Genomic DNA, 13,855 nt, shown 5'->3' with positions numbered 1-13,855 from the left:
GCAGCGTGGTTGGAAGGTCATCAAACATGTAGCAACAAGTGTTCCCGTTCCCACGGACTGATGACGGTCATGAATTCCTGGTGTTCCAGCTCCTTGATGGCGGTGTAGACATCGACAAAGCGCTCGCCCAGCACGTCGCGCAGCCGGTCTTCGCGACGCAACAGGTCCAGCGCCTGCGGCAGCCCCTGTGGCAGCTCGTAGAAATGGTCGTAGGCGCTGCCGGTGTACATCGGCGTCGGCTCCAGCTGGTCGATCAGGCCGAGGTAGCCGCAGGCCAGCGTCACCGCGATGCCGAGATAAGGATTGGCGTCGGCGCCGATGATGCGGTTCTCGACGCGGCGCTGCTCGACGCCGGAGATCGGAATACGGAAGCCCACGGTGCGGTTGTCCATGCCCCACTGGACGTTGATCGGCGCCGCCGTGTGGCGCACGATGCGGCGGTAGGAATTCACGTACGGCGCCAGGATCGCCATCGCCGCCGGCGTGTAGCGCTGCAGGCCGCCGATGTAGTGGCGGAAGTGCGGCGACGGCGAACCATCCGGCATGCTGAAGATATTCCGACCGGTGGCGGCATCACTCACGCTCTGGTGCACGTGCATGGCCGATCCGGGTTCGCCGCCCATGGGCTTGGCCATGAAGGTGGCGTACATGTCGTGTTTCAGCGCCGCCTCGCGCAAGGTGCGCTTGAAGTAGAACACGTTGTCGGCCAGCGCCATCGCGTCGCCGTGCTGAAAGTTGAGGCCCATCTGGCCGGCGCCGGTTTCATGGATCAGCGTGTCGACATCGAGATTCATCAGCGCGCAGTAGTCATAGATGTCCTCGAACAGCGGGTCGAACTCGTTGACCGCGTCGATGCTGTACACCTGGCGCGTGGTCTCGGCACGGCCGCTGCGGCCCACCGGCGCCTTCAGCGGCAGGTCGGGGTCGATGTTTTTCTCGGTGAGGTAGAACTCCAGCTCCGGGCCGACCACCGGCCGCCAACCGCGCTCCGCATACAGCTTGAGCACGCGGCGCAGCACCGAGCGCGGGGCAAAATCGACCAGCGTGCCGTCGGCGAAATAGCAGTCGTGGATCACCTGCGCGGTGGGATCGATGGCCCAGGGCACGGTGGTGATGCTGCCGGGGTCCGCGCGCAGGATCATGTCGCGGTCGGTGTTGGAGATGGCGCGGTTATAGGCCAGGTCTTCGGTCGGATAGTTGCCGGTGACGGTCATGCCCAGCACCGCTTCCGGGATGCGCATGCCGCGGTCCTGGGTGAACTTCGCGCGCGGCAGGATCTTGCCGCGCGCTACCCCGGTCAGGTCGGGGACCAGGCATTCGATTTCAGTGACCCGGTTATCGTTGAGCCACTGATCCATATCGGCGTCAGAGAAGTTTTCACGGATAGACATGTGCGCGCTCTGTTTCTGGGGGATCTGGCGATCGACAGGTCTAATTTACCATATTTACAATCTTGCTTCTTCCGCCTCCACACGCGTGTGCACCAGGATTTTCTTGATCTCCGGGACGCAGGAACCGCAGTTGCCGCCGGCTTTCAGACAGGCCGTCACCTCGGCCACCGTCTTCAGGTCGTGCTCGACGATGGCGTTGCAGATGGTGTTGCGGCCGACGCCGAAGCAGGAGCACACGGTCGGCCCGGTATCGGCGCCCTTCTCGACCGGCATGCCGACCAGCAGGCCGACGCGATCGATCTCGCTCAGTTCCTGCTTGACGAACAGGCTGGCCAGCCAGGCGCGCGACGGCATGTCCTGGCGCGGCGACAGGAAGATGCACTGGGCGATGCGGTCGTCCACCACATGCACGGCCCGATACACGCCGGCCGTCTTGTCCTCGTATTCCAGCCAGTCGGCATCGGGATCGGTGACGCCCAGCAGCGCGCGCGCCCATTGCGTGTAGTCTTCGATCGTATTGCGGCCGGCCAGTTCGTAGCGCGCGAATTCCCGCCCCTGGATGCGGGTCCAGTGGGCGATGCTGTCCAGGTTGAGCTCATCGCGGCTGAGGACAAAGCCGTGCCAGTTGACGCGGAATTGCTCCACCCGCACTGGCGTATGCTTGAATTCCGGCTCGCCCGACACCGGATCGACCACCGGGTTGACCAGCGCACCCACGCGGGCATCGGACGCGGTCTGGCCATTCCAGTGAATCGGGATGAACACGCTGCCACGCGGGATGCCGCCGCCATGCTGCACCCGCGCCACCATCGCGCCCCACCCGGAGGTGATGCGCGCCAGTTCCCCTTCGCGCACGCCGCTCAGCAGTGCGTCCTGCGGATGCATGTCGACGAAGGATTCGGCGATGTGGTCGGCCAGCGTGGCCGATTTGCCGGTACGGGTCATGGTGTGCCACTGGTCGCGCACGCGGCCCGTATTCAGCGACAGTGGATAATCCTCGCTGACGGCATGAAGCGGCGCGCGCGGCGCGGTGGCGATGAAGCGCGCCTTGCCGTCGGCGTGCGCGAAGACGCCGTTCTTGAACAGCCGATCTTCCACCTTCAGCTTGCCCTCGGCATCGCGGCGTACCGGCCACTGGATCGGCTCCAGCTCGTCGTATTCGCGGTGTTTGAGGCCGCCCAGGCCGGACATATCGAAAGCGCGCGGCACGTCATCGGCGCTGTTGCGGAAGCCACTCAAGCGCGCGTGTTCGTCGAACACGCTGTGCTGGTCGGCGAAATCGAAACCGGCATACCCCATGCGCTGGGCGAACAGCGACAGGATCTTCCAGTCCGGCAGCGCCTCGCCCGGCGCCGGCAGAAAAGCGCGCTGGCGCGAGATGCGGCGCTCGGAGTTGGTGACCGTGCCATCCTTCTCGCCCCAGCCCAGCGCCGGCAGCAGCACATGGGCGTAGGCGGTGGTGTCGGTGTTCTGCATGATGTCGCTGGAGATCACCAGCGCGCACCGTTCCAGCGCGCGCCGTGCCTGATCGGCATCCGGCAGGCTGACCACCGGATTGGTGGCGATCACCCACACCGACTTGACCTTGCCTTCCTCGATAGCCTTGAACAGGTCCACCGCTTTCAGGCCGCCCTTGTCGGCCATGGCAGGCGACTCCCAGAAAGTCTGCACCACGTCGCGATGCTCGGCGCGCTCGAGGTCCATGTGCGCGGCCAACATATTGGCCAGGCCGCCCACTTCGCGGCCGCCCATGGCGTTCGGCTGGCCGGTGATCGAGAATGGCCCCATGCCCGGCTTGCCGAGACGGCCGCCGATCAGGTGGCAGTTGATGATGGCGTTGGCCTTGTCGGTGCCTGCCGACGACTGATTGACGCCCATCGAGTAGGCGGTGATGGTTTTCTGCGTGGCGGCGAACAGTTCGTAAAACTCCAGCAGCAGCGGCAGTTCGATGCGGCAGGTTTTCGCCACCACCGCCGGATCGGCGCAATCGGCGTGGGCGACATCCAGCGCGGCATCGAAGCCGTTGGTGTGGTGCTCGATGAACTGCGGATCGACGGCGCCGATGCGCGACAGATAACTGAGCAGCCCATTGAACAACCAGACGTCGGTGCCCGCCTTGACCGGCAGGTGCAGGTCGGCCAGTTCGCAGGTGGCGGTACGGCGCGGGTCGATCACGACCAGCTTCATTTCCGGGCGCGCTTCCTTGGCCTTCAGGATGCGCTGGAACAGGATGGGATGGCACCAGGCGGTGTTGGAGCCGACCAGCACGATCATGTCGGCCAGCTCCAGGTCGTCGTAGCAGACCGGCACCAGGTCTTCGCCGAAGGCGCGCTTGTAGCCGGCGACGGCGGAGGACATGCACAGGCGCGAGTTGGTGTCGATGTTCGCGCTGCCGACGTATCCCTTCATCAGTTTATTGGCGACGTAGTAGTCCTCGGTCAGCAACTGGCCGGAGACGTACAGCGCCACCGCGTCCGGACCGTGTTCGGCGATGATGTTCTTCCACGCGCCGGCGACCCGGTCCAGCGCATCGTCCCACGATACGCGGCGCAGGCCAGCGGCATCGCGCACCTGCGGGTACAGCAGGCGGCCTTCCAGCCCGACGGTTTCGCCCAGCGCGGATCCTTTCACGCACAAGCGGCCCCGGTTCGCCGGATGCAGCTTGTCGCCGGCGATGGCGAAGCCGCCATCCTCTTTGGGGGTGGCCAGCACGCCGCAGCCGACGCCGCAGTAAGCGCAGGTGGTACGCACAGCCAGATGGTCGGTGGACAGGTTCAAGATGCTCTCGCTTTAGCTTGGTCAGGCGGCCCGCATGGACAGGGCCTCGCCGAACAACAGGGTTTGCCGGATGGACGTGATGTCGCTGCGGTTCTGAATCAGATTGAAGTACCACGGGCCGTCCTTGACATCGCCGTACAGCACGGCGCCGGTCACGCGATTGTCCTTCAACACCAGCCGCTTGTAGACGCCGCGCCGCGCGTCGCGCAGCACCAGATCCTCGCTGCCTGCGCCGCCGATGAAATCGCCGACCGAGTACAGATCGACGCCGGTGACCTTCAGCCGCGTGGGGGACGTCTGCTGTACATAACGGCGCACGCCGGCGCCGGCCAGATGGGCGCCGCAGACGCGCGCCTGATCCCAGATCGGCGCCACCAAGCCGAAGGTGGCACTGCGGTGCTGCACGCATTCGCCGACAGCGTAGATACGCGGGTCGTAGGTTTGCAGCGTGTCGTCCACCACGATGGCGCGGTCGCAATGCAGGCCGGCGCGCCTGGCCAGTTCGATGTTTGGCCGTACGCCGGCGGTCATCACCACCAGGTCGGCCGGAATTTCTGTGCCGTCCTTGAAGCGCACGCCGGTCACGCGGTCAGGGCCGAGGATTTCCTCGGTCTGCGCGCCCATCATGAATTTCAGGCCCTTGGCTTCCAGCGCCTTTTGCAGCAGCAGCGCGGCTGGCTTGTCGAGCTGCTGGTTCATCAGCGCGTCGGTGACGTGAACCACGGTAACGCTCATGCCCTGGCGCTGCAGGCCGTTTGCCGCCTCCAGACCAAGCAGACCGCCACCGATGACGACGGCGTTGCGATGATTGCGCGCCATCGCCAGCATGGTTTCCACGTCCTGGATGTCGCGGAAGGCCAGCACGCCGTTCAGCTGATGGCCCGGCACCGGGATGATGAAGGGCTTGGAGCCGGTGGCGATCAGCAGGCGGTCGTAACGCACCTCCAGGCCGGAGCGCGCACGGACGATGCGCCTGCGACGGTCGATGTGCTCCACCGGATCGCCGGCGTGCAGCGTGATGTCGTGCTGGACATACCACTCGCGCGTGTTGAGCATGATGTCGTCGATGCTCTTCTCGCCGGCCAGCACCGGCGACAGCAGGATGCGGTTGTAGTTACCGTGCGGCTCGGCGCCGAACACGGTGATGTCGTACATGTCCGGTGCAAGCTGGTGCAGTTCCTCGACCGTGCGCATGCCGGCCATGCCGTTGCCGATCACGACCAGCGCGGGTTTCATAGGCCGACCCAGACTTTGCCGCCGTCGATGCGGGCTGGGTAGGTGGCCACCGAGTGTTCCGGCGCTTCCAGGCACTCGCCGGTCTGCAGGTCGAAATGCTGCTTGTAGATCGGCGACGCCACCACGATGCGCTCGCCCAGGCTGCCCACCAGTCCGCGCGACAGCACCGACGCTTCCGAATTGGGATCGTAGTTATCGATGGCGAACACGCGCGGGCCGCCATCGTTCACGTGGAATACCGCCACATGGCTGTCGTTCAGCAGCGCGCACACGCCGGTGTTGGGCACGATCTCTTCCAGGTTGCACACGGCGATCCAGTTATCGGTTTGAATATCACGATGCATAGTGTTCTCCTTAAGCTGCCTTGACTGCGATAGGGATGACGCGCTTGCGCTCTTCCACCGTGGCCGGACGGATCTGGCCGCGTTCTTCCATGAACAGCACGTTCTCGTCGCCCTTTTCGCTGTTGACGAAGTGACGGAAGCGCTTGCGGGTTTCCGGATTGGTGACGGCTTCCTTCCACTCGCAGGCGTAGGTATCGACCACGTGCTGCATGTCGGCCTCCAGCTCGGCGGCGATGCCCAGCTTGTCCTGCACCACCACCTGCTTGAGGTAATCGAGACCGCCTTCCAGGTTCTCGCGCCAGGTGCTGGTGCGTTGCAGGCGATCGGCGGTGCGGCTGTAGAACATCAGGAAGCGGTCGATGTATCTGACCAGCGTTTCCTTGTCCAGCTCCGTCGCCAGCAGCTCGGCGTGGCGCGGTTTCATGCCGCCATTGCCGGCCACGTACAGGTTCCAGCCTTTTTCGGTGGCGATCACGCCGACGTCCTTGCCTTGCGCCTCGGCGCACTCGCGGGTGCAGCCGGAGACGCCGAACTTGATCTTGTGCGGCGTGCGCAGGCCCTTGTAGCGGTTTTCCAGTTCGATCGCCAGGCCGATGGAATCATCGACGCCGTAACGGCACCAGGTCGAGCCGACGCAGGATTTCACCGTGCGCAGCGACTTGCCGTACGCATGACCGGACTCGAAGCCGGCGGCGATCAGCTCTTCCCAGATCAGCGGCAGCTGATCGACGCGGGCGCCGAACAGGTCGACGCGCGCGCCACCGGTGATCTTGGTGTACAGGCCGTACTTCTTGGCCACCTGGCCGACCGCGATGAGGCCATCGGCCGTGACCTCGCCGCCCGGCATGCGCGGCACCACGGAGTAGGTGCCGTCCTTCTGGATATTGCCGAGGAAGTAGTCGTTGGTGTCCTGCAGGCTGGCGTGCTCCTTCTTCAGCACGAAGTCGTTGTACACGGTGGCCAGGATGCTGGCGGCCAGCGGCTTGCAGACATCGCAGCCCAGCCCTTTGCCGTGCTTGTGCAGCAGCTCGTCGAAGGTCCTGATCTGGCCGACCTTGATCAGGTGGAACAGCTCCTGGCGCGAATAGGCGAAGTGTTCGCAGACATGGTTGTTGACTTCCATGCCCTGCTTCTTCATCTCGGCCTTCATCACCTGCGTGACCAGCGGCACGCAGCCGCCGCAGGACGTGCCGGCGTTGGTGCAGCTTTTCAGCGCGGAGATGGTGGTGGCGCCGCCGGCCACCGCCGCGCACAGCGCACCCTTGGAGACGTCGTTGCAGGAGCAGATTTGTGCCGAATCCGGCAGCGCATCGACACCCAGCGCCGGCCTGGCTGCGCCATCGGATTGCGGCAAAATCAGGAATTCCGGCGACTCCGGCAGTTCGATCCTATTCAGCATCATCTGCAGCAGCGTGCCGTATTCGCTGGCGTCGCCCACCATCACGCCGCCCAGCAGATACTTGCCGCAGTCGGAGACCACGATCTTTTTGTAGATTTGCTTGCGCTCGTCGATGAACTGGTAGGAATGGCTGCCTTCCGCCTTGCCGTGCGGGTCGCCGATCGAGGCCACGTCCACGCCCATCAGTTTCAGCTTGGTGCTCATGTCGGCGCCGGCGAATTCGGCGGCTTCGCCCAGCAGGTGTTTGGCGGCGACGCGCGCCATCTCGTAACCCGGCGCCACCAGGCCGAAGATCATGCCACCCCACAGCGCGCACTCGCCGATGGCGTAGACGTCCGGGTTCGAGGTGACGCAGTTGTTGTTGATCTCGATGCCGCCGCGCGGGCCGATCGTCAGGCCGGCTTCCTTGGCCAGCATGTCGCGAGGACGGATACCTGCCGAGAAGACGATCATGTCTGCTTCCAGGTGGCCACCGTCGGCGAATTCCATGCGGTGCGTGGCCTGCGCGCCATCGACAATGGCGGTGGTGTTCTTCCCGGTGTGGACGGTCACGCCCAGTTCCTCGATCTTACGGCGCAGCACGCGGCCGCCGCCGTCATCGACCTGCACCGCCATCAAGCGCGGCGAGAACTCCACCACGTGAGTGTCCAGCTTCATGTCGCGCAACGCCTTGGCGCATTCGAGGCCAAGCAGGCCGCCGCCGATCACCACGCCGGTTTTGGCGCGCTGGCCGCATTCCAGCATGGCTTCCAGGTCTTCGATGGTGCGGTAGACGAAGCAGTCCTTGCGCTCCTTGCCCGGCAGCGGCGGCACGAAAGGATAGGAACCGGTGGCGATCACCAGCTTGTCGTAGGAGAGCACATCGCCCGCGCCGGTGGTGACCGTCTTCGCCTTGACGTCGATGGCGGTGGCGCGGGTGTTCAGTCGCAGTATCATATCGTCGCGCTCGAAGAAGCCGGGTTTCACCAGCGACAGATCGTCGGCGCTTTTACCGGAAAAGAATTCCGACAGGTGCACGCGATCATAGGCCGGACGCGGCTCTTCGCACAGCACCGTCACCTGCAGATTGGCGGCGCCGCTGGTGGCCAGGCTTTCCAGGAACTTGTGGCCTACCATGCCGTGGCCGATTACGATGATTTTCATGACTGTCCCTTCAAGCGGTGGCGATTGCGGTTTCTTGTACGGTGGCGCTGCTGAAGCGCGCGGCCAGTGCACACAGGGCGGAGATGGCGACCAGCACGCCGAGGATGCTCAGCGTCTGCTGCACGTCGCCTGTGCCTTTCATCAGGAAGCCGGCGGCGACGGCGCCGACATTGCCGCCGGCGCCGATGATGCCGGCCACGCCGCCAAGGGCGCGCTTGTCGACGAACGGCACCACGGCGTAAGTGGCGCCGCAGGCCATGTGGGTGAACAGACCGAATACCAGCATGGCGGCTACTGCCAGCGCGGCGTTGCCGGCGTGGGCGAACAGCAGCAGGCCGGCGCCTTCGCCCAGCATCAGCACGAACAGCAGGTTGACGCGGTTATTCAGGTTGCCGCCGGCGGCGAATTGGTCCGAGACCCAACCGCCCAGCGCGCGGGCGAACAGCGCCAGCAGGCCGAAGCTGCCGGCCGCCATGCCGGCCTGCGCCAGCGACAACTTGAAGTGATCGACGTAGTAGGTGGCGGCAATGTTGTGGATGAAGATCTCGATGCCGAAGCAGGCGCCGTAGGTGATGAACAGCAGCCATACGCGATAGTTGGCGGCGGCCAGCTTGAACGAATCCCAACCACCTTTCTTTCCTCCCTCGATGGCGATGCCGGCCGCGCGCAGTTCCTTGAAGTTCCCCTGCGGGCAGTCCTGCGTATAACGGTAGTACACAAAGGCCATCACGATCATCAGCACGCCCGGCACGATCAGCGCCGCGCGCCAGCCGAAGCCTTCGCTCACGCCCAGCATGATCATGGCCGTCATCAGCAGCGGCATCGCGGCCTGCGCCACGCCGCCGCCGGCATTGCCCCAGCCCGCGGCGGCCGCGTTGGCGGTGCCCACCACTTTCGGCGCGAACATCACCGAGGTGTGGTACTGGGTGATGACGAAGCTGGCGCCGGCCGCGCCGATGGCCAGGCGGAAGAACAGGAAGCTCTCGTAGCTCTGCGCGAACGCCACGCCGATCACCGGGATGGAACCCAGCAGCAGCAAGCCGGTATAGGCCTTGCGTGGGCCGAAGTGGTCGCACAGCGGGCCGACGATCAGGCGCACGATGATGGTCACGGCGACGGCGGCGATGTTGATATTCGCGATCTGCGCCGCCGTCAGACCGAATTCGCCTTTAATCACCGGCATCAGCGGCGCGCAGGCGAACCAGGCGAAGAAGCAGACGAAGAACGCCATCCAGGTCAAGTGGAACGCCCGCATCTGAGGCGTTGAAATCGAGAAGAGCTTGATGCTGGTAGCTTTGCTGGCCATTTTTTTATCCCGTTCAGAAAACAAAAAGGCGCCCGCGCAACCGGGCCTCAAAGACCGGGTTGGGCGGACGCCGTTGTCCTGCCAGTCCGTCTTTGGACCAGCGTGTGAATTCGTGTACTGCGGGGAGATCGCCGTTGACCTCTTGCCCTTGTTCTTGCAAGAGCCGTGCCACCCCGTTAAAACGGGGTCTTCAGAGGGAAGACGGGCCGGGCCGGCGCTGTACGGGATGGTGCAATGCGATGTTGCGGTGCACGATGCACGCTCTCGGTGCGCACCGGCGGTGCAACTCCGGGGTCAGGTCTTCCATTGCGTCACGAGCCCAGCCGTAGCGGTCGCTACGGCTGGGCTCGTGATGCAATGGAAGACCTGACCCCGGATTTAGGCGGCTTTGGCGGGGTGCGCCTGTTTGCGGTACAGGAATTCCAGCACGGCGCCGCGGTAGGCCATGTACTGCGGGTCCGCCGCCAGCGCCACGCGGTCGCGCGGCCGGTCCAGCCGCACGTCGACGATTTCGCCGATGGTGGCGGCCGGGCCGTTGGTCATCATGACGATACGATCGGACAGCAGCACCGCCTCGTCCACGTCATGGGTCACCATCACCACCGTCGATCTGGTGGCGGCGACGATCTTCAGCAGCTCGTCCTGCAGATGGGCGCGGGTCAGCGCATCCAGTGCGCCGAACGGTTCGTCCATCAGCAGCACTTTCGGTTCCATCGCCAGTGCACGGGCGATGCCGACACGCTGCTTCATGCCGCCCGAAATCTCGTTCGGCCGCTTGCTCTCGGCCTGCGTCAGGCCGACCAGCGCCAGCGCCGCCAGCGTGCGTTCCTTCAGTTGCGCTTTCGACTCGGTCTTGCCGAACACGCGCTCGACGCCGAGATGGATATTCTCGTAGCAGGTCAGCCAGGGCAGCAGCGAATGGTTCTGGAACACCACCGAACGCTCCGGCGACGGCCCGGCGATCTCGCGATTGGCGCACAGCAGCACGCCTTCGCTCGGCTCCAGCAGCCCGGCGATCAGATTCAGCAAGGTCGATTTGCCGCAGCCGGAGTGGCCGATCAGCGTAATGAACTCGCCCTTGCCAACCGCCAGGTTGATGTCGCGCAGCGCGTGAAACACGCCCTTTTTGGTGTGGAAGATCATCTCCACGCCTTCGATGTCGATGAATTTCGGATCGTCCATGACGCCGCTCCTCAGTTGGATACTTGTTCGTAGGTGAAGGCACGGGCCAGCGCCATCAGCGCCTGCTCCAGCAGCAGTCCGACCACACCGATCGCCGCGATGGCGATGATGATGTGCGGGACATTCAGGTTGTTCCACTCATCCCACACCCAGAAACCGATGCCCACGCCGCCGGTCAGCATCTCGGCCGCGACGATCACCAGCCACGCGGTGCCGATCGACAGCCGCACGCCGGTCAGGATGTAGGGCAGCGCCGACGGCAGCAGGATCTTGGTCAGCACCTTCCATTCCGACAGGTTCAGCACGCGCGCCACGTTCATGTAATCCTGCGGCACGCGCTGCACGCCGACGGCGGTGTTGATGATCATCGGCCAGATCGAGCAGATGAAGATCGACCAGATCGCCGCCGGATTGGCCGACTTGAACACCAGCAGGCCGATAGGCAGCCAGGCCAGCGGCGACACCGGCTTGAGCAGGCTGATAATGGGACTGAACATGGCGCCGAAAAACTGCACGCGTCCGACCAGGAAGCCGAGCGGAATGCCGACCAGCGCCGCCAGACCGAAGCCCACGCCCACACGCTGCAACGACGCCAGCAGATTCCAGCCTATGCCCTGGTCGTTCGGGCTGTTGCGGTAGAACGGATCGGAGAACAGTTTGACCGCTTCCGCAAACGTGACGGCCGGCGTGGGGAAGCTGCTGTTGTTCACCGTGATCAGCTGCCAGATCAGCACCAGCAGCGCCGCGCCCACCAGTGGCGCGACGATTTTCAGCGCGGTGGCGGAGACCTGCCTGCGCGCGCGGGCGGTGCCGTTTGCCGCCAGCGGACGGCGCGGACGGCGGCTGGAAGGCGAAGCGGCAGGCGCGGCGCCGGCGGCCTCCGGCTCCGCGCTATCGGGTTTGAGCAAGGCGTTCATGGCATCCTCCTGTTATCAGGCTTTGATCTTGAACGAGGCGGCGAACGCTTTCGGGTTCTTGCCGTCCCACACGGAACCATCCATCAATTTCGAAGTGCGTAAAGGGCTCTTGGGTACGGGGGTTTTGGTCATGGTGGCCGCATCCTTGTACAGCTCGATCTGGTTGACCGAAGTGGCCACCGCCAGGTAGTCGGGATCGTCCTTCAGCAGGCCCCAGCGGCGATGCTGGGTCATGAACCACATGCCGTCCGACAGATAGGGGAAGTTGACGGCGCCGTCGTTGTAGAACTTCATGTGGTTCGGGTCGTCCCAGGTCTTGCCCAGGCCATTCTGGTAGCGGCCCATGATGCGCTGGTCGATCGCGTCCTTGCTGGTGTTGACATAGGATTTGTCGGCGATGGTTTCCGCCATCTTGTTCTTGTTGGCCAGCGAGGAATCGATCCATTTGCCGGCTTCGAGAATGGCGGCCATCATGGCGCGGCAGGTGTTCGGGTATTTTTTCGCGAACTCCAGCGTGCAGCCCAATACCTTCTCCGGGTGATCCTTCCAGATGTCCTGGGTGGTGACGGCGGTGATGCCGACGCCGTCCATGATGGCGCGGTGGCCCCACGGTTCACCGACGCAGAAACCATCCATGTTGCCGACGCGCATATTGGCCACCATCTGCGGCGGCGGCACGGTGATCACCTTGGCGTCCTTCATCGGATTGATGCCGTTGGCGGCCAGCCAGTAGTACAGCCACATGGCGTGGGTGCCGGTCGGGAAGGTCTGGGCGAAGGTGTAGTCGCGCTTGTCGGTCTGCATCAGCTTGTACAGCGAGGCGCCATCGACGGCGCCCTTGTCGGCCAGCTTTTTCGACAGGGTGATGGCCTGGCCGTTGTTGTTCAGGCTCATCAGGACCGCCATGTCCTTTTTCTGCGCGCCTATGCCCATCTGCACGCCGTACAGCAGGCCGTACAGCACGTGTGCGGCGTCAAGGTCGCCGTTGGCCAGCTTGTCGCGCACGCCGGCCCAGGATGCCTCCTTGCTCAGTACAAATTTAACGCCGTACTTCTTGTCGAAGCCCAGCACCGACGCCATGACGACGGAGGCGCAGTCGGTCAGCGGGATGAAGCCGATCCTGATTTCTTCCTTTTCCGGTTTGTCCGAACCCGCCGCCCACACACCACCTGTTGCCAATCCCAACATGCTTCCTCCCGCTAAAAGACCCGCCGCTTGAATGATTTTCCTGCGCTTGATACTGATGTCGCCTGGCAAAGTGCTTTCCGCTTTCAGCTGCTTGTATTTCATGGCTATCCCTTTGTAGTCGTCGCTAACTATCGGCCAAAAAAAAGCGTCCACCCTCACGAACGGATTCGTGACCGGTGGACGCCGTTGTCCTGTGGGCCCCGCCGCCGTTGGCGAGGCGCATCAACGCATCATTGCGCTTGCACAGGACTATGCAATGACCGTGCCAGCTTGTTTACAGAGGGAAAGAGCGGCATCCGGGCAAAAAAAATGCACCGCAATCGCGCGGCGCATCATGATCGTGCATCTTTTTAGCCCAGCAAGTCTTCCACGTCGAGGATGCGCTGGGCCACTTCCGACAGCTTGAGGTTCTTGCTCATGGCCATCGAGCGCAGCTTCTGGTAAGCCTGGTCCTCGCTGAAGCCCTGGCGCTGCATCAACAGCCCCTTGGCCTTCTCGATCACCTTGCGCTCGGCCAGTTTGCTCTTGGTATCGGAGAGCTCGTCCAGCAACTTCTGCTCGCGCTTGAAGCGGGCCAGCGCCACCTGCAGCACCGGCTTGATGCGCTCGCTCTGCAGGCCGGCCACGATGTAGGCGGAGACGCCCGCTTCCACCGCCGCCTCCATGCTCTCGGCATCCTCGCTCTCGGTGAACATGACGATGGGGCGGCGCTCGTCGCGGGTGGCGATGACGATATGCTCCAGCACGTCGCGCGCGTCCGACTCGGCGTCGACGATGATCATGTCGGGCTGCAGCTGGGCGATGCGGTCCGGCAAATACATATCGGGCGGCAGCGAGGCGATGATGTCGTAGCCGGCTTCCAGCAGGCCGATACGCAGCACGCGCGCGCGCTCCGCCTGCGCGTGCAGCGCCTCGTCACTCTCATCATGGATGACAGTATTGACGACAACGATACGCAGATTGGGCATGGC

At 64.1% G+C, this 13,855-nt stretch carries 10 protein-coding genes; all 10 read right to left on the bottom strand.

Features of this window, described 5'->3' with window-relative positions; genetic code table 11:
• Positions 1-20: 20 nt before the first annotated feature.
• Positions 21-1,391, bottom strand: a complete 1,371-nt coding sequence (locus E4L98_RS14325) for a glutamine synthetase family protein (protein ID WP_135202230.1) — start codon at positions 1,389-1,391, stop codon at positions 21-23.
• A gap of 54 nt (positions 1,392-1,445) precedes the next feature.
• Complete coding sequence (locus E4L98_RS14320; RefSeq protein WP_135202229.1) at positions 1,446-4,169, bottom strand: nitrate reductase; 2,724 nt, start codon at positions 4,167-4,169, stop codon at positions 1,446-1,448.
• Between the two features lie 21 nt (positions 4,170-4,190).
• Positions 4,191-5,405, bottom strand: coding sequence for an NAD(P)/FAD-dependent oxidoreductase (locus E4L98_RS14315; RefSeq protein WP_135202228.1), 1,215 nt, complete (start codon positions 5,403-5,405; stop codon positions 4,191-4,193).
• Complete coding sequence (gene nirD / locus E4L98_RS14310; RefSeq protein WP_135202227.1) at positions 5,402-5,749, bottom strand: nitrite reductase small subunit NirD; 348 nt, start codon at positions 5,747-5,749, stop codon at positions 5,402-5,404. Before nirD ends, E4L98_RS14315 begins: the two co-directional genes overlap by 4 nt.
• Before the next feature lie 10 nt (positions 5,750-5,759).
• Positions 5,760-8,291: a nitrite reductase large subunit NirB gene (gene nirB / locus E4L98_RS14305; RefSeq protein WP_135202226.1), complete on the bottom strand. Its 2,532-nt coding sequence runs from the start codon at positions 8,289-8,291 to the stop codon at positions 5,760-5,762.
• A gap of 10 nt (positions 8,292-8,301) precedes the next feature.
• Positions 8,302-9,597, bottom strand: coding sequence for an MFS transporter (locus E4L98_RS14300; protein WP_135202225.1), 1,296 nt, complete (start codon positions 9,595-9,597; stop codon positions 8,302-8,304).
• Positions 9,598-9,975: 378 nt separating this feature from the next.
• Complete coding sequence (locus E4L98_RS14295) at positions 9,976-10,779, bottom strand: ABC transporter ATP-binding protein (protein WP_135202224.1); 804 nt, start codon at positions 10,777-10,779, stop codon at positions 9,976-9,978.
• An 11-nt stretch (positions 10,780-10,790) separates the two neighbouring features.
• The gene (gene ntrB, locus E4L98_RS14290) at positions 10,791-11,696 is read right to left on the bottom strand and encodes a nitrate ABC transporter permease (RefSeq protein WP_135202223.1); all 906 of its coding nucleotides are present in this window, start codon (positions 11,694-11,696) and stop codon (positions 10,791-10,793) included.
• Positions 11,697-11,711: 15 nt separating this feature from the next.
• The gene (locus tag E4L98_RS14285; protein WP_135202222.1) at positions 11,712-12,884 is read right to left on the bottom strand and encodes a CmpA/NrtA family ABC transporter substrate-binding protein; all 1,173 of its coding nucleotides are present in this window, start codon (positions 12,882-12,884) and stop codon (positions 11,712-11,714) included.
• Positions 12,885-13,234: 350 nt separating this feature from the next.
• Positions 13,235-13,852 (bottom strand): ANTAR domain-containing response regulator, encoded by a 618-nt coding sequence (locus E4L98_RS14280; RefSeq protein ID WP_135202221.1) that lies wholly within the window; start codon positions 13,850-13,852, stop codon positions 13,235-13,237.
• Positions 13,853-13,855: the final 3 nt, after the last annotated feature.

This window comes from Duganella callida, assembly GCF_004614165.1.
In the GTDB taxonomy this organism is placed as follows: domain Bacteria; phylum Pseudomonadota; class Gammaproteobacteria; order Burkholderiales; family Burkholderiaceae_D; genus Rugamonas; species Rugamonas callida.
Note: the sequence above shows the minus strand (reverse complement) of the source record. Positions and strands in the feature narration are given on the sequence as shown.